Source organism: Pediococcus claussenii ATCC BAA-344 (assembly GCF_000237995.1).
Classification (GTDB): Bacteria; Bacillota; Bacilli; order Lactobacillales; family Lactobacillaceae; genus Pediococcus; species Pediococcus claussenii.
Genome location: NC_016605.1, coordinates 1,746,502 through 1,762,677, shown reverse-complemented (window position 1 = coordinate 1,762,677; position 16,176 = coordinate 1,746,502). Strand labels below are relative to the sequence as shown.

Here is a 16,176-nt window from a genome sequence, read left to right as displayed (position 1 = left end):
ATTAATATGATTGAGATATATCAAGAGTTTTGGCGAAACATATTTACATGGAATGCCACTGCAACGAGGGCGCAGTATTGGTGGCCAGTCTTAATTAATGCAGTTGTTTTATTTTTAGTGTCTGCTGCAACGGGCCAAGTAAATCAATTAAAGTCAATTCTATTAAGCCAAGGTACGGTTTTAACTAATAATATATCAACGGGTTCCGTGGTATTTTCAATTTTTATGCTTTTATATTATGTTGCTACTTTTACTTTAACGGCGCGACGCTTGCATGATGTGAATCGGAGTAACTGGTGGATTATTTTGGAATTTATTCCTGTAGTTGGCTACATAGTGATATTTATATTTACAGTTTTACCAAGTAATCCGAATAGTCGTTGGACAAGAAATCAGTCAGAGTTTTAATGGTTGTTTTGCAAATTAAAAGCATTTTGGAAAAATCCAAAATGCTTTTTTGATTGATTCTATTGGTCATATCCTCCGGTACTATCCGAAGGATTTGTAGATGAACCAGGTTCACCGGCTTGTTGATTCTGATCTGCTTGCTGTTGAGCAGCAGAATTAGCTTCCTGTTGGGACTCTGCTTCTGCTTGACTCTCACTCGCAGCATCTGCTTGGGCTTGCTGTTCCTGAGCCTTTTTTTCAGCCTCTTGTTGCTTTTTTGCTTCATTAGCAGCCTTTTTTGCGGCTTTTTGTTGTTGAGCAGCAGCAATCTCTTCCTGTTCTGCTTGTTGTTGAGCAACGAGGGCAGCTTGTTGGGCTTTTTCCTCCAGAATAAGTGCTTTTTTCAATTTTATTAACTGCTTTTGTTGGGTAACAGTCTTTTGTGATTTGGAATTATTGTCCATTTTTTTAATAAGTTTTGCTACAGATTCTGAGGATACAGGAATACCGAGTAATTGATTTTTCTTAATTGCTTTAAATTGTTTGTCATAGCTATCAGCTTTTTTTGCAATTACTTTGGTGTTTTTTAAGTAACGCTGATATTTACTGTTAAATTCCCTAGGTAATTTATATTTATTGAGGGATGATTTTAATGTATCAATTTTCTTAACTGAAATGTTTGAGTTTAATAGACCTTTTGAGTTATAAAAAGCTGCATATTTTTGGCGAATGCTAATCATATGGTCTGCATTATTCAAATCAACTAGCATTCGTTTTTTATCAGAACTAGTGTGTAACTTTTTAACGGTTACCCTTGTTTGTGCAACCTTTGTAGAGGTTGTTGAAGACTTAACGTTTGAACGTGTATCACTGGTAAATAGTTGATTAACTTGTGTAGCCGCATTGGCGTTCCTTACAGAATTAACAGTATAGTGTCCCAGAGACAAAAGGCCAAAAAAGACGATTAGAATTCCAACAACGCTTGTCCCAAATATAATGTAATGGGATTCACGTAAGGTACTCTGACGGCGACGAACGGATCTTCTATTTTGATAAAGTTCATCATCCACATAGCCGTCATGGGGATTTGCCTCATTTGGATTTAAATAATCCCTTATGCTAGTAAAAATATGGTGAAACCATTTTGTGATTTTTTTCATATAAATCCCCCCGAACAACTCATCTAAGCTTCATTTTAGCATGAATGAAATACCCTGAGGAAGCTTTTTGAATACAAATTATTCCAGTAACTTTTGCTTCGCGCAATATTTATGGAACTATTTCTGTGTTACGATGTGAGTATTTTAAGGAAACGCTTTTATGAGGGAGGAAAAATGTCATTATTAATTGGACTGGGTGCGATTGGCATAGGGCTTTGGCAAATTAGGGCTGCGTATAAATCTTTTAATGGATATAAGGAGTCAGGTTCAAAAAATGCTAACCCATTTATGTTATATGCAATTTGGTTTGGAGCTTTTATTGGTATCATCTTCTTATTACTGGGTGTCATGGCTCTTAGGGGTGGATTTTAAAATATAATAATGAGTATTTTGAACCATTTTTTGAACATGTTTTTTATTTAAAATTCGTCTGTACAAATTTAAATATATGTAGCATAATCAATTTGTAAGCGATTTCTTGATACGCTTTCAGGAAATCAAAATTCTTCTTTGGCCGAAGATGGAACATATTTTTTGTTGATTAGCAATTATTTTTCAAAATTTTAACGGGGTGAATTTTATGAATGATTTCATTAATAACAAGATTTTACCTCCTATTATGAAGTTCGTTAATACAAAAGCGATTGTTGCATTACGTGATGGTATGCTTTTTGGATTACCGTTCATCATGATTGGTTCGGTGTTCTTGCTTTTGAGTGCGTTGCCCGTGCCTTCATGGGCAGCATGGATGTTAAAAGTGGGATTAACTCCTTATTGGACGCAAGCATATAATGCTTCAATGGGTGTTATGGCTATTTTTGCAGTAATTGGAATTGCCTATAGTTGGGTAAAGAATGATGGATTTGATCCGTTACCAGCTGGATTAACATCATTGGTAAGTTTCTTTGTTGTAATCCGCCCTTCAACAGCCGTAATGAATGGAACAAAAACCGTTATTGCTGCTGGTAAGGCACCACAACTTTTAGGTGGTTTTATTGACCGTACTTGGCTCGGTGGGCAAGGTATGATTGCTGCCATCATTATTGGCTTAATTACTGGTTGGGCTTACACATACTTTGTTCGTAATAAGATTACTATCAAACTTCCTGAACAAGTTCCTCCTGCAGTTGCGGGTTCATTTACGGCTCTTGTACCAGCGGCTGCAATTGTAACCGGTTGGTTAATTGTTTACATGGGATTTGATGCAAGTGCTCATGTCACAATGGTTGAATGGATCTACAAAGTTATTCAAACACCATTACAAGGTATAACAGATTCATTTGGTGGAGTTATTATTATTGCACTCTTGGTACCATTCTTCTGGTTCTTCGGTGTTCACGGTGCTGTTATTGTCGGCGGTATCATGGGACCTATCTTAGGTGCTAATGCACTTCAAAATGCTGCAATTTATAAAGCACATGGTGTTGTAACTGCTGCAAATGGTGGACATATCTTTACACAATCATTAATGGATCAATTTGGTACTGTCACTGGATCAGGTATGACACTTGGATTAGTTGTATTTATGGCATTCTTTGCTAAGTCGGTTCAAATGAAGAGTATTGGTCGATTGGCATTTTTACCAGGAATATTTAACATTAATGAACCAGTCTTGTTTGGAGTTCCTGTGGTTTTGAATCCACTGATGGTTATTCCATTTATGATTATGCCAATGTTTTCAATGGGTTCAACATATTTACTCATAAAGTTGGGTGTTCTACCTTATCTAACAGGTGTTCAAGTTCCTTGGACAACTCCGCCTATCCTTTCAGGGTTCTTAGTAGGTGGATGGAAGATAATGATTTGGCAGGCTTTAATGATTATTCTTTCATTCTTTGTATACTTCTTCTTTGCTCGTGCACAAGACCAAATCTTGTACAAGGCAGAACAAGAAGCTGGGAATGCAGAACATGCTAAAGAAGCAGAAGCTGCTGCATCAAACGAAAATGCTACTGTTTAATATTTAAAACTATAAAGGGGGCTGGAATTGAACTTCAACGTTTGATTCTGGTGCTCTTTTAATGTAAAAGGAGGAAATATATTATGTCAAAATTACCAAAAAACTTTTTGTGGGGTGGCGCTGTTGCTGCACATCAATTAGAAGGAGGATGGCAAGAAGGTGGGAAAGGTGTTAGTGTAGCTGACATTATGACTGCTGGTGCAAACGGAGTTGAACGTGAAATAACAGATGGTGTTCTTCCTGGTAAGAATTACCCTAACCATGATGCAATTGATTTTTACCATCATTATAAAGAGGATGTTAAGTTATTCGCTGAACTTGGCTTAAAGTGTTTTAGAACCTCAATTGCATGGACACGTATCTTTCCAAATGGCGATGATGCAGAACCAAATGAAGAGGGATTAAAATTCTATGATGACTTATTTGATGAATGCTTAAAGTATGGAATTGAACCAGTCATTACGCTTGCTCATTTTGAAATGCCATATAATTTGGTGAAAAAATATAATGGTTTTTCTGATCGTAAAGTGATCGACTATTTTGTTCGCTTCGCCGAAGTTTGCTTCAGACGGTATAAGGATAAAGTTAAATACTGGATGACATTTAACGAGATTGATAATCAGAGTTCGTACGATAATGATTTTTTAATGGCGACTAACTCAGGCTTGATTTTCCATGATGATGAAGATCGTGAAGCAGCAATGTACCAAGCAGCACATTATGAACTAGTGGCAAGTGCCAAAGCTGTGAAGTTAGGACATGAGATTAATCCAGATTTTAAAATTGGTTGCATGATTAACTTTACCCCGCTGTATCCATTGAATTCCGCACCAGATAACGTCATGCTTTCAGAACGTTTGATGCAACGTCGATACTGGTTCTCTGATGTTCATGTAAACGGTGTTTATCCAGAAAATATTGAAAAATACGTTATCCGAAAGGGGTTCCGTAAAGATATTACTGATGAGGACCGTGTAGCTTTAAAAGAAGGTACGGTTGACTACGTGGGGTTCAGCTATTATAACTCAATGACTGTTGCCCTTCCAGACGGAGAAAGTATTGATGGCGACCTACAACCTGATGAATTAGTAGTACAAAATCCATATGTTAAGGTCAGTGATTGGGACTGGCCAATTGATCCAACTGGACTACGTTTCTCACTGAACTGGTTGAATGACCGTTATCATTTGCCATTGTTTATCGTTGAAAATGGGTTAGGCGCCTATGACAAGGTTGAAAGTGACGGCAGTATTCATGACCCATATCGAGTTGCTTATCTTAGAGCGCACATTGAGGAAATGGAGAAAGCCGTTGATTTGGACGGCGTTAACTTAATGGGATACACACCATGGGGATTTATTGATCTTGTTTCCGCCGGAACGGGTCAAATGTCGAAACGTTATGGATTTATTTACGTTGATAAAGATGATGACGGTAACGGAACTTTGAAACGTTCCAAGAAAGATTCCTTTGAATGGTATCAAGAAGTGATTAAGACTAATGGTGAAGATTTAGGTGAAGAATAATGACATATTTTGTTGGTATTGATATAGGTGGAACAACAATAAAACATGGATTGGTAGATGAAAACGGTACGATTCTGCAAAAGGGAAGCGTTAAGACCGGTATTGTCGGAAGTGAAATTTTAGAAAATATTCGTAAAATTGTGGAACAATATCAGAAAGAACAACCAATTTTAAGTATTGGAGTAAGTGCACCTGGAATTGTACAACAAAATGGTTTTATGACAACTGGTGGGGCGATTCGTGATTTCTATGGAATTAATTTAAAAGAAAAAATCGAAAAGCTTACAGGAATAACTACTACAATTGAAAATGATGCTAACGCGGCAGCCTACGCTGAGAAATGGAAGGGGAACGCGCAAGGACTCCACAATTATCTTTGTATGGTTGTTGGAACAGGTATCGGTGGCGGAATCATAATTAATGATCGGATATATCGTGGTGGACACGGAATGGCCGGTGAATTAGGAATGATGTCGGTCATGGATCGGCATTTTGAAGAAGATATTGAACGTGACACTATGAGCTTTACCGCAGCAACAGTTGGTGGTTTATTGCGTTTTTATAATGAACATCATAATGGTGAAAAGTTGGAAGATGCACGTGTAATATATGATCTAGCCTCTAAACAAGATTACCTTGCATTAGAAAGTTTGGATTTCTTTTATACGGCTCTGGCGCGTGGCATTATGAATTTAATTGTTTCTTTGGATCCTGAAAAAATATTAATTGGTGGTGGAATCTCCGCTAATGAGCAATTTATCAATGGATTAAATCAAAAGATTGCCGAGTTAAAACAGATTAATAATGATTTGAAAGATTTAACTTTTCCACCAGTTGAAGCTGCCGAATTACGAAATGACGCAGGTATTATTGGTGCAACGTACAGAGCGTTACAAGAAGCAAACGCTGAATAGTGCCTTTAGCTCACTCATTTAAAATTAACCAATCTGTGTTAGTATTAATGTATAAAATTTAACTGGGGGTAATCAGTAATGAAATATTATGATCAGCACGTGCATACCGATTTTTCATTTGATTCGCAAGAAAAAATGGAACACTATATGAGGTTAGCCGGTGATGACTTCGTTACAACGGAACATTTAGAATTTCATAATCCGGACGAAAAGGATCAGGATTCATTACTAGATTACGATGCTTATACACGTGAAATTGACCGATTGAAATCAGTAACTGGTAAACGAATTTACAAGGGTGTTGAAGTCGGCGTATCGCTTGGACAGGAAGACAAGATTCGAGAGTATTTAAGTAACCATGAATTTGATATTAAATTGCTGAGTTTTCATCAAAATGGTCAGTTCGACTTCATGGATGATAAGGTTAAACATATGGACCCAGTTGAAGTTACAGATTTATATTATCGTAATATGTGGAAAGAAATTAATGCATTTCATGATGGTGATGTACTAGCCCATTTTGATTACGGTGTACGACAATTAAATTTAACTTCTGGTCAATTTGCAACAACGGCTGGTGTTCTGCTAACTAATATTTTTAAATTGGCTATTCGCTATGACCTTGCTTTTGAGGTTAATACGAAGAGTATGTACCGTTACCATAATATTGGCTTGTATGATTACGCAATTGAAATTTATAAACAACTCGGTGGAAAACGATACACAATTGGCTCAGATGCACATAAAGTTGACCAATTTGAAAATCATTTTAGTGATGCAATTGCATTTTTACAGGCACATGATATTCACCATGTAAATGTATTTAGGAAAAATTCAATGACAATTGTACCTTTAGATGATGTGGATGAACGAATTAAATATTAATATTTACAGGCACTGATTCCAGTGCTGTAGAGGCTGTAATAGTGTGGATTGCCCCACATCGTTACAGCCTCTTCTGATTTATAATATAATACCTCAAAAGAGAAGAAGGTTGACAGCAACATGAAAACAGTATTGATTACAGGTGGTAATAAAGGAATTGGATATTCAACTGCCTTGGCGCTAGGAAAACAGGGATGGCACATTTTAATTGGGGCTAGAAATGAAGAACGTGGGCTTGAAGCTATACAAAAGTTAAAAGATGCAGGCGTAAAGAAAACTGATTTTGTACAGATTGATCTAAGTATTCCTGAAATGATTGATCGTGCGACTGGTGATATTGGTCAAAGGTTTTCACAGCTAAATTTGTTGATTAATAACGCTGGGGTTCCAGGAGCTTTTGGACCAAACTTGGAGGAGACCGTTGATGACTTACGAGCCACCATGGATGTAAATTTCTTTGGTACTTTTCAGCTGACTCAAGGATTAGTTCCTCTATTGGAAAAAAGTCATGGCAGGATTATCAACATTACGATTCCAACTGGACCCAATCCAAATTGGAATCCGTTGTCGTATAAATCGTCTAAGGCGGCACAGAACGTTATGATGAGCTCGCTAGCAATTGATTTTGAAAAAGAGTCCCGTAACGTTGAGATTTTTAGCATTCATCCAGGTCCTACTACAACTGATTTAAATGGAAATATGGAGGGTGAAGGTTTTCATACAGCAGATGACGTTGCGGAGAAAATAGTAACAATCATTAACGATGGAAAATCACATCAAGGTGAAATGTTAGAGATATATGGCGAATTATTTTAGAGTGAAAATTAAAATAGTAGAAACGTAGAGAATGGGCTGTTCTGTGAATTCTATATTAAATAAAAAAGCATCTCAAACGGTGAGTAGATCATCAATTGGGATGCCTTTTTAGTATTTGTTGCCTAACAAACTATTTCCTATTTTCTTTTTTTGTATTTTCAACTTTGTGGTTGGCGTTATTTGAGGTGCGATTGGGCCTTTCGTTGGTATTAATGTCTTTACGTCTATTATGAGAAGTGTTTTGGACATATTGGGTATGATCTTGCCAACGTTGATGATTATTTTGTTTGCGTTCGTCTTGTTGTTGGTGAAATCTATTGTAAAAATTACGAATGGTAGATCCATCAATTTTTTGGCCATCTGCGGTTGTAATGCCATCTTTTAGAAGATCCCCCATCTCATTGCGCATATCTTGTTTCCAATTAGGATTAGTTTTACGTTGCTGAACATACTTGTTACGAATTTCGTCTTGTTGTTTACGAAATGTTCGCATGTCAGTTGGTGAAAGCTTGAAATAATCACTTTGTTCTGTGGTTGAAAGTTGTGTAATATCGTCCAAGTCAGCTTGATCATCCGTCCTAAGAAAAGAGATAATTGGAAGTGCTAAATAGAAAATCAGAGCCCAGTTAGGTTGAAAATAAGCTAGAATAATTAGGGCGATACTGGTACCAGTAATTAGATTATTCTGGCTGCCATAAACTCGAGTGAAGATTCGTTGGATATCTTTGTGTTCAGTATATTTTAATTTAATGACAATATTACATAAAATGATGAATAGAATGTTAACGATAAGGGTTAGAATACCATATGCCATAACAGTCCAACGGTTAGTATCTTGCGTAACCATTCGAGTGAAAAGTGGGACTAACGAGAGAAAGGCTAGAAATATGAACTCCATAATGAAAACCCGTTCATTCATAGTTTCGGCATCATTAAATAGATTGGAATGTTGATACCAGATATTAGCCACAAAAATAAAACTAATAAAGTAAATGCCAATGCCTTTTCCAAACTGGAGATATTCTGAAATAGAGTTATGAAGTGGAATTGGAAGTTCCAAAACAATAATAGTAATAATAATTGCGATAATAGCGTCACTAAACGCATCTAAGCGTGTTTTTAGTTTATCCATCATAATTAATAAGGTACCTTTCTTTTGTGCTTTCTATATTATATCTCGAAAAAAGAAGAATAAAAAGTAGGTTTACATTTAAGGTTAAGGATCGTTATTAATTATGTAAGCAGTCGCGACCTTACAAAATAATGAAAAGAGGAAGATCTTAGATGTTAAAAACTTGGGTTAAAACTGGAATTAATATTAAAATGACGGTCCAAACTGCAGAAGGAGAAAAGGTTTTACGCAGAGGATTTACTAATGCAGTAAAAAACGTGTCTGCTGAGCAGGTAGAGGGACTTGGTAAAATTTTGGAAAGTATTTCAGATGGGAAGTTCAGCAATGGAACTGTGACAACAACTGAAAAAGTTGAAAATCAATCAAAGTAAAAAATTGGAGGAAAAAATATGAAACAATTAGATTTAGAATTTTTAAGTGGTGCTGGCAAGGTTCAGCACATTAAATTAAAATATGTAAATGAAAACTTGGTAGAGGAAACTGTGCGCAACGCAATGACCGATTTGTCAGGATTGAAACTGTTTGAAAAAGATGATATTGAAATGTATGCGAAGCCCATTGCAGCGCGTTATGTTGAAACAATTCATCAGTCTATTTTTGAAGATAAGGCAGAAAAAGTAACCGAAGTTTAATAACTTAAGTGAAAAGGAGGCCGAGCAAAATGCTCGACCTCCTTTTTGGAACATATTAAATTGTACATATAGTATCCATAATAAAATGGATATTAATAATTGTTCTTACGTACTCTTGTGAAAACAATTAATACAACAAATCCCATTAATAATAATCCTAACAAAATTAGTAAACTATTTTCAGTTTCACCAGTTTGGGGCAAGATCTTTGCCTTATTACTGTATGTGACCTTTTTCGAGTTAGCTTTAGCAGGTTCTGTTGATTTGTCTGGAACAACTGGCTTGTCAGGAACCACTGTTTTAGTAGGAACATTTGGCTTGCTAGGTGTAACTGGCTTGCTAGGTGTAACTGGCTTGCTAGGCGTAACTGGTTTGCTAGGTGTAACTGGTTTGCTAGGTGTAACTGGTTTGCTAGGCGTAACTGGCTTGCTAGGTGTAACTGGTTTGCTAGGCGTAACTGGCTTGCTAGGTGTGACTGGCTTGCTAGGTGTAACTGGTTTACCGGGTGTAACTGGTTTACCAGGTGTCGCTGGAATATACGTATTTACTAAGTTTACAATTCCATTAACATTTGGCATCTGTGCACCAGCTGTAGAACTAGTGTAACCTGCAGGCATATTCTCAGTTACTGTGTAATTAATTGGATTACCATTTGAATCAGTTTGATCTAATCCAGTAAATGAAGCTTGGTAATTGTTTGAGCTGTCTAAAGTCAATGATTGACCAGTTGGTTGACCATTGGCATTTAAAACAACGGTGATAGCAGGGGTCTTTACGTTCGTAGGAACACCATCCCAAGTTTTGATAACTTTAATATTAGTTTTAGCAATAGCTGTGTTGATAGCTGAAACATTTACGTTAGTTCCGGTTCCATCTATTGTAAAGTTAATTGGTGAACTGTTTAAAACGTAACCATTTGGTGCTGCTGTTTCAATAAATTGATAAGTTCCCTGGTTTAAATCTGCAACTTCAATTGTACCGTTAGCATCTGTAATTAAATTATCTTTTACAACTTCTCCGTTAGCTGCAACTAATTTAAATGTTGCACCAGCCAACTTTGTAGCAGTTTTAGAATCTTCTTTAGTTAAAGTAACGGATCCAGGAACTGGGATGTAATTATTAACCAAGTTAACTGTTCCATTGTTTGGTGACTGTGCACCAGCTGTAGAACTAGTATAACCTGCGGGAATGTTCTCAGTTACTGTGTAATTAATTGGATTACCATTTGAATCAGTTTGATCTAATCCAGTAAATGAAGCTTGGTAATTGTTTGAGCTGTCTAAAGTCAATGATTGACCAGTTGGTTGACCATTGGCATTTAAAACAACGGTGATAGCAGGGGTCTTTACGTTCGTAGGAACACCATCCCAAGTCTTAACAACTTTAATATTGGTTTTAGCAATAGCCGTATTGACAGCAGAAACAGTCGCATTAACATTACTGTTACTAATTGTAAAGTTGATTGGATTATTATTTAAAATATATCCAGTAGGTGCTGAAGTTTCTATAAATTGGTAAGACCCAGCTCCTAAATTATTGACAGTAATGTTTCCGTTGGCGTCTGTAACTAGGTTACTTTCAACTAAAGAACCATTAGCATCAACTAATTTGAATACTGCACCGGCTAACTTTACTGAGCCATCAGCGTTTTCTTTGGTAAGTGTAACAGAACCAATTGTCCCATCACCGTTACCAGTTCCCCCAAAGGTTAATTTTGCGGTATTGTTGCTGGTGTTAACTTCAGCATTACCTTCGCCGTTTGTGCCAGTTCCAGAATAACTAACGCCATTCGTGTAGATATTTCCACTATTGATACCAGTGATTGTAGTGGTGTATGTTAAGTTGACGGCTTGTGTGACGTTTGTAAAGGTCATGGTTACAACTTGCCCATTAATACTTACAACGGGTGTAATGGTACCATTTGAATTAAACTTGCCATTATCATCGTAAGAGCCAGTATTAGCGACAATGTCGTTGTTAAAGGTTTGGTTAGCGCCAATAGTATCAACAAGAACAACCTTGCTTAGCGTTTGGTTGTTTGGGTTAAAGGCAATGTTCCAAGTTGCGGAAGCTGGATGCCCATCTACCATGTTTGAATTAGTCCACCAGCCGATCTTATTTGAAAGCCAGTCCCGATTATTATCACCCGTTGAAGTTTGTGTGCCAGAAACGTTAAAACTCAAAGTTCCGGAACGGTTAATAGTATTATTTTCAAAATAATTACTGAATGTTAGTAATCCGGACTGTGCATCTTGGCTGGCAGTAAATGTACCAATCGTATCTCCTACACTATTAGTGACAGGAAAACTGGTATCTGTATTGAACTTAACGTTACTTGGTAAAGTGACTGTTGTAGTGTCACCAGACTTGATGTTACTTCCGTCGGGAATAGACCAATTATAGTTAACGACGTAACTGTTATAGGCACTTAACGTTGAAGAATTACTAACAACGTTGCCTTGATCGTCCTTGATAACAGCACTATTTGCATCTAATCCAGAAACTGAAACAGAGTTAGATTGCGTTGAAACGAGTGCCTTTGCCATGGATAATTTCGGTTGTGGCGTGCTTGTTGCAGTAGATTTTACATTGCTATTACTTGAGCTATTCATAGCTGCCCCCTGAGAGGTAGTAGTAACGGCCGTGTTGTTAGAAGGTTTTGTTTCAGAACTAGTAGCTGACGATGAACTAACCTGTTGGTTAGCATTTGAAGTAGCAGGTTCTGTTACGTCAGATACTTCGGATTTATTTGAGTTATCTGAGGAACTAGTAGCTTTTTTATCTACTGTAGCTTGGCTAGTACTACTGCTAGGATTGGTACTTGTTGATTGAACACTACTAGAGGTAGTAGTGCTGTTGGTACCAACATTTGAATTTACAACAGTAGTTTGGCTATTTGCAGTGGTCGATGTGTCAGCGGAAGCAGTTCCACTAAAAATGAACAGTGCAATAAAACTAGCAAGTAAAACAGTTAAAACAGTAAATAACCAGTTGGCTTTTTTGGGTAAAGTAATATCCATTCTTTTCTCCTCCTTTGTACAAAATTATTAATCCTTAAGAATTAAGGCCTCCCTCCATTTTCAAAATATAGAACTTGAGTAACCTGAAGAACCACATGTGTAAGTCAAGAAACCCAATTAAGGTATATAAAGTAGTGCAAATCGTATTAATTCTGAGAGATACAACAAGGGGCTAAGTAATTAATATAAATTCATTAAGACAAGCCGTCGTTTTGCCTACAGAAGTAAAGGTGTACTACTCGATTAAATGATAAAACAAGTATTACTGTTTAGCAATGTTTTATATGAAAATATAGTTAAACAGCCATGTTAATATAATACTCAGCCATGTAGTTTTGAGTTTGAAAGGTGGTAAGCTACATGACAAATCGATTTGATTTTATAAGAGCTTTAAGAAATGAACAAAATTTGACAATTGAGGAGCTTGCTGAGAAAGCCAATGTTTCCGTTGATTTAATTTCTCGATTGGAACGAGGAGACAGGAATGACATTTCTGTTGTTCGATTAGAAAAAATAATGAACGCCTTTAATTTGGAATTGGGCGATATTTTTGGTCGTAGTAAGTTAGACGATATAAGCGATAAGTTCGTAACAAAATTTTTGCAAATGAATGAGACTAACCAAAGACAATATGCTACTATTTTTCTTGAAATTCTTGAATTAAACAAATGATGCTTTTTTGGCATACGGTTTTTTAAAGATACTTGATAAGTACATTAGCGGATTAAGTGGATTTTAATGTGACCATATAAATACTTAAAGGAAGGAATTCTGGTTTCCAGAATGATTTCGGGATAATAAAAAAAAGGAACATAAAGTCAGTGACGCTGCTTAGATGCAAAACTTAAACGTACCACTTAGGTTTTACATGTAATGCTTGTATCACATACTTACTTATGTTCCTTTTTTTATTTTTGAAGCGCGATTCAAATACCTGCTATTTAGTTTCCTCGAACGCTTTGTTTAGGTTTTCTCGAAGTTCATTTTCAAATTTTTTTCCTAAAACGGTTTGATACGTTTTATTTAAGTTGAACCAGATTTGTTTTAATTTAGGCTGTAGTCGCTTTCCGGCTGAACTTAATTGAACTTGAACAGATCGTCCTTTTGGGGTTCGTGTAATCATTTCATCACGTTCAAGTTTGTCTAAAAAACGAGTAATCGTAGAGCGATCTAGCGAAAGGTCGTCTGCAATTTGCGATGGATTTAGCATGTCGTCTTCATCAAGTTTCATCAGTATAAATGCGGCAGTTGAAGATAAACCAATTTTTTTGAATTGTGTATCACTAATTTGAGCAATAACACGGTTAAATCGTGCACTTGAGAAATACAAACATTCTGAAAAGTTAATTGTATTCATTGGAGTTCCCCACTATTAGTCAGTTTGAACACTTGTTAGGCCACCATCAATTAGAATATCTTGCCCATTAACATAACTAGATGCTTCAGAAGATAAGAACGAAACCACCTTTGCAATTTCACTAGCATTTGCAAAACGATGCAGTGGTACAGTGTGAAGCATATGTTCTAAATGAGTATTCTCAATTTGGTTTTCGTTAAATTGTTCTGTATTAGTATAACCCGGACTGACCGCATTTACACGAATATTTCTAGTTGATAATTCTAAAGACAGTGATTTTACAAGATAGGCAAGTGCGGCCTTGGTTGACGAGTACAAACTAGAATCGGCAAGGCCACGTCTATACGTCCAAGAAGTATTAATAACAATGTTACCGCCGTCTTTTAAAATCGAAAGGGCGTTTTGAATCATAAAAAAAGTTCCTTTGTAGTTTGTATTAACCATGTTGTCAAAGTCTTGCTCTGTAATATCTGTAAATGGCTTGAAAATACCATAACCGGCATTTGAAAATAATGTGTCAATTGTTCCAAAACGAGATTTAATCTCGCAAATTAATTTTTTTATATCATCGTTATTGGAAAGGTCGGCTGGTAAAACTGTTAAAGCAGGATATTTTGCCTGTACCGTAGCATTTTTTTCGGGATTGCGACCAACCACAATTACGTTTGTAGTGGGGTTATTCATTTCTAAAGCAGTTGCTAATCCAATTCCAGAAGTACCGCCAGTGATTAAAATATTTTTCATATGTTTATTCCTCTTTCTTTTGACTACATGGTATCATCTTTTAAATTGATTGTACATACAACTAAAGTGAAAATATTTTACTTGTTATTTGAAGGGGGTGAAATTTTCACATAAAAATACCCTAGAAGCTAATGTTTTAAACTTATCTTCTGAGGGTATGAGTCCCTATTTTTAAAGGGCAAATATTAAATTGAATGGTACTGGAGCATTTCCTATAAATTTTTATCCATGTTAAATGTTAACTTCGATAGTGTTAATCCTGTTGCTAGTAAGCTATTAAAATGGTCCATCGTTCGAACTCGCATTGCTTTTACGGTCGAGTGATTTGCGTCTGTTAGATAATTTGTTAAATCGTCATCTGTTAAGTCATGAGCTGCGTTATCAATTTCGGCTACTCTTCCGCGTAAATATTCCTGTGAAGAAGTAATGTAGTCGGTATTTGATTGCACGAATTGACTATAGTGGCCTTCAACAACGGAGCCAACGGCACGATACATCCAATATGCGTCATCGAGGTTCATCATTGGCTTAGTATTGCTATAACTTGGGTCAGTATCAGTTGCGTTTGCAAAAAATGGAACATATGGGCTGAATGCTGGAACCCCAAAATTTAACCAGAAGATAGCAGATTGGGCAGCAGGAACATCATTTCTTACTTGAAGAACGTGTGAGTTCTGCGTTCGATTCATTGAAATAGGTCTGAACTTCAAGCGATCTTCATCAGCAGCATGGCCAAAGGGATCGTACTGTGTTTCATTGTAATGTGAACTTAAAATGTATTCAACATCTTCAACCGAGATTTTACGACTAGCTTTACGAACGAACGGTAAATCTGATGATTGAGGATCTTGTTTAATCTCTGGATTCAGATAACGCTGACCGAACCAAACACGAGGTGTATTGTAATGGCGGTCTTTTTCAGTATCAGTTCCAAAGATGCGCCGAAAATCCCAGCCTTCATTAGCAGAGTTTAAATGATGTTTTGCCACAAAGTCTTGAATTCCGTCTGACCACATAAAGTTGATAGGATCATCAAAATCAACTTGTTGAATTGCTGATTGGTTGGCGATAACGGCGTAACTATCATCAGGAATTCGCTGTGCAACCCAGTGGTGACCAGTGACAATTTCCATGTACCAAACGTCGTTTTTATCACTAAAAATAACGCCGTTACCCTCGGGTGAGCCATATTTAGCAATTAACTTACCAAGATATTTAACACCATCTTGTGCAGAATCAATGTAAGGCAAAACCATTGTTGGCATCGTATCTTCTGCTAAGCCGTTAGGAACTAGAGGATCATAGGCTAAGGCCTTGGGATTACCATAAACACTTTCGGTTGCACTCATGGCAACGTTTTTTTCGTTAAATCCACTTTCGTCGTAGATACCGTCTTTATCAGGATTGATATTTGGTACAGCACTATGACGGTAACCATTGGCCGGTAGTTTAGCAGTAAATCCATTTTGAGAAGAAGTGATAGTTTCATCAATATTTTGTTCTGCTTGATGCATGTAGAAGCGATGTGGAGCTAATGGCAAAAAAGTATCATCATTGCGAGCGATCATGGTTGATCCGTCGATAGAAGCTTTTTTTCCGACTAAAACAGTTGTACAAGCTTTTTCAATTAACATGTTTGAGAC

16 protein-coding genes are annotated in these 16,176 nt (G+C 36.6%); 10 read left to right on the top strand and 6 right to left on the bottom strand.

The window, feature by feature from the left end:
* Positions 1-6 precede the first annotated feature (6 nt).
* A complete protein-coding gene (locus tag PECL_RS08645) occupies positions 7-408 on the top strand; it encodes a DUF805 domain-containing protein (RefSeq protein ID WP_014216214.1) in 402 nt (133 codons plus the stop codon).
* Positions 409-467: 59 nt separating this feature from the next.
* Here PECL_RS08645 and PECL_RS08640 read toward each other — a convergent pair whose 3' ends face one another.
* Entirely contained in the window at positions 468-1,547 is a 1,080-nt protein-coding gene (locus PECL_RS08640; protein WP_014216213.1) for a hypothetical protein, read from the bottom strand.
* Positions 1,548-1,721: 174 nt separating this feature from the next.
* Between PECL_RS08640 and PECL_RS08635 the strand changes: the two genes are divergently transcribed.
* The 6 genes from PECL_RS08635 (at position 1,722) to PECL_RS08610 (ending at position 7,648) form a co-directional block, all read left to right on the top strand.
* On the top strand, positions 1,722-1,919 hold the full coding sequence (locus PECL_RS08635) for a hypothetical protein (protein ID WP_014216212.1): 198 nt from the start codon (positions 1,722-1,724) through the stop codon (positions 1,917-1,919).
* 208 nt (positions 1,920-2,127) lie between these two features.
* A complete protein-coding gene (locus PECL_RS08630) occupies positions 2,128-3,507 on the top strand; it encodes a PTS sugar transporter subunit IIC (RefSeq protein WP_014216211.1) in 1,380 nt (459 codons plus the stop codon).
* 83 nt (positions 3,508-3,590) lie between these two features.
* Positions 3,591-5,033, top strand: coding sequence for a 6-phospho-beta-glucosidase (locus PECL_RS08625; protein ID WP_014216210.1), 1,443 nt, complete (start codon positions 3,591-3,593; stop codon positions 5,031-5,033).
* Entirely contained in the window at positions 5,033-5,947 is a 915-nt protein-coding gene (locus PECL_RS08620; protein ID WP_014216209.1) for an ROK family protein, read from the top strand. Before PECL_RS08625 ends, PECL_RS08620 begins: the two co-directional genes overlap by 1 nt.
* Positions 5,948-6,025: 78 nt before the next feature.
* Entirely contained in the window at positions 6,026-6,832 is an 807-nt protein-coding gene (locus PECL_RS08615; RefSeq protein ID WP_014216208.1) for a PHP domain-containing protein, read from the top strand.
* Between the two features lie 120 nt (positions 6,833-6,952).
* Positions 6,953-7,648: an SDR family NAD(P)-dependent oxidoreductase gene (locus tag PECL_RS08610; RefSeq protein WP_014216207.1), complete on the top strand. Its 696-nt coding sequence runs from the start codon at positions 6,953-6,955 to the stop codon at positions 7,646-7,648.
* Between the two features lie 130 nt (positions 7,649-7,778).
* Here the strand turns inward: PECL_RS08610 and PECL_RS08605 are convergent, their stop codons facing one another.
* On the bottom strand, positions 7,779-8,783 hold the full coding sequence (locus PECL_RS08605; RefSeq protein WP_014216206.1) for a TMEM175 family protein: 1,005 nt from the start codon (positions 8,781-8,783) through the stop codon (positions 7,779-7,781).
* Between the two features lie 149 nt (positions 8,784-8,932).
* Between PECL_RS08605 and PECL_RS08600 the strand changes: the two genes are divergently transcribed.
* Entirely contained in the window at positions 8,933-9,151 is a 219-nt protein-coding gene (locus tag PECL_RS08600; protein WP_014216205.1) for a hypothetical protein, read from the top strand.
* An 18-nt stretch (positions 9,152-9,169) separates the two neighbouring features.
* Positions 9,170-9,412 carry a DUF2922 domain-containing protein gene (locus PECL_RS08595; protein WP_014216204.1) on the top strand — a complete coding sequence of 81 codons (243 nt, stop codon included), beginning with the start codon at positions 9,170-9,172 and terminating at the stop codon, positions 9,410-9,412.
* A gap of 92 nt (positions 9,413-9,504) precedes the next feature.
* Here the strand turns inward: PECL_RS08595 and PECL_RS08590 are convergent, their stop codons facing one another.
* On the bottom strand, positions 9,505-12,432 hold the full coding sequence (locus PECL_RS08590; protein ID WP_014216203.1) for a SpaA isopeptide-forming pilin-related protein: 2,928 nt from the start codon (positions 12,430-12,432) through the stop codon (positions 9,505-9,507).
* 360 nt (positions 12,433-12,792) lie between these two features.
* Here PECL_RS08590 and PECL_RS08585 point away from each other — a divergent pair, with 360 nt between their 5' ends.
* A complete protein-coding gene (locus PECL_RS08585; RefSeq protein WP_014216202.1) occupies positions 12,793-13,104 on the top strand; it encodes a helix-turn-helix domain-containing protein in 312 nt (103 codons plus the stop codon).
* 265 nt (positions 13,105-13,369) lie between these two features.
* Here PECL_RS08585 and PECL_RS08580 read toward each other — a convergent pair whose 3' ends face one another.
* The 3 genes from PECL_RS08580 to PECL_RS08570 all read right to left on the bottom strand — a co-directional run bounded on the left by PECL_RS08580 (position 13,370) and on the right by PECL_RS08570 (position 16,167).
* A complete protein-coding gene (locus tag PECL_RS08580; RefSeq protein ID WP_014216201.1) occupies positions 13,370-13,789 on the bottom strand; it encodes a MarR family winged helix-turn-helix transcriptional regulator in 420 nt (139 codons plus the stop codon).
* Positions 13,790-13,804: 15 nt separating this feature from the next.
* Positions 13,805-14,533, bottom strand: coding sequence for an SDR family NAD(P)-dependent oxidoreductase (locus PECL_RS08575; protein ID WP_014216200.1), 729 nt, complete (start codon positions 14,531-14,533; stop codon positions 13,805-13,807).
* Between the two features lie 212 nt (positions 14,534-14,745).
* Positions 14,746-16,167, bottom strand: a complete 1,422-nt coding sequence (locus PECL_RS08570) for a C69 family dipeptidase (protein WP_014216199.1) — start codon at positions 16,165-16,167, stop codon at positions 14,746-14,748.
* Between the last annotated feature and the right edge of the window lie 9 nt (positions 16,168-16,176).

Coding starts and splice junctions, on each gene's coding strand:
- PECL_RS08645 (WP_014216214.1), top strand. CDS start 7: ATGATTGAGATATATCAAGAGTTTTGGCGAAACATATTTACATGGAAT.
- PECL_RS08640 (WP_014216213.1), bottom strand. CDS start 1,547: ATGAAAAAAATCACAAAATGGTTTCACCATATTTTTACTAGCATAAGG.
- PECL_RS08635 (WP_014216212.1), top strand. CDS start 1,722: ATGTCATTATTAATTGGACTGGGTGCGATTGGCATAGGGCTTTGGCAA.
- PECL_RS08630 (WP_014216211.1), top strand. CDS start 2,128: ATGAATGATTTCATTAATAACAAGATTTTACCTCCTATTATGAAGTTC.
- PECL_RS08625 (WP_014216210.1), top strand. CDS start 3,591: ATGTCAAAATTACCAAAAAACTTTTTGTGGGGTGGCGCTGTTGCTGCA.
- PECL_RS08620 (WP_014216209.1), top strand. CDS start 5,033: ATGACATATTTTGTTGGTATTGATATAGGTGGAACAACAATAAAACAT.
- PECL_RS08615 (WP_014216208.1), top strand. CDS start 6,026: ATGAAATATTATGATCAGCACGTGCATACCGATTTTTCATTTGATTCG.
- PECL_RS08610 (WP_014216207.1), top strand. CDS start 6,953: ATGAAAACAGTATTGATTACAGGTGGTAATAAAGGAATTGGATATTCA.
- PECL_RS08605 (WP_014216206.1), bottom strand. CDS start 8,783: ATGATGGATAAACTAAAAACACGCTTAGATGCGTTTAGTGACGCTATT.
- PECL_RS08600 (WP_014216205.1), top strand. CDS start 8,933: ATGTTAAAAACTTGGGTTAAAACTGGAATTAATATTAAAATGACGGTC.
- PECL_RS08595 (WP_014216204.1), top strand. CDS start 9,170: ATGAAACAATTAGATTTAGAATTTTTAAGTGGTGCTGGCAAGGTTCAG.
- PECL_RS08590 (WP_014216203.1), bottom strand. CDS start 12,432: ATGGATATTACTTTACCCAAAAAAGCCAACTGGTTATTTACTGTTTTA.
- PECL_RS08585 (WP_014216202.1), top strand. CDS start 12,793: ATGACAAATCGATTTGATTTTATAAGAGCTTTAAGAAATGAACAAAAT.
- PECL_RS08580 (WP_014216201.1), bottom strand. CDS start 13,789: ATGAATACAATTAACTTTTCAGAATGTTTGTATTTCTCAAGTGCACGA.
- PECL_RS08575 (WP_014216200.1), bottom strand. CDS start 14,533: ATGAAAAATATTTTAATCACTGGCGGTACTTCTGGAATTGGATTAGCA.
- PECL_RS08570 (WP_014216199.1), bottom strand. CDS start 16,167: ATGTTAATTGAAAAAGCTTGTACAACTGTTTTAGTCGGAAAAAAAGCT.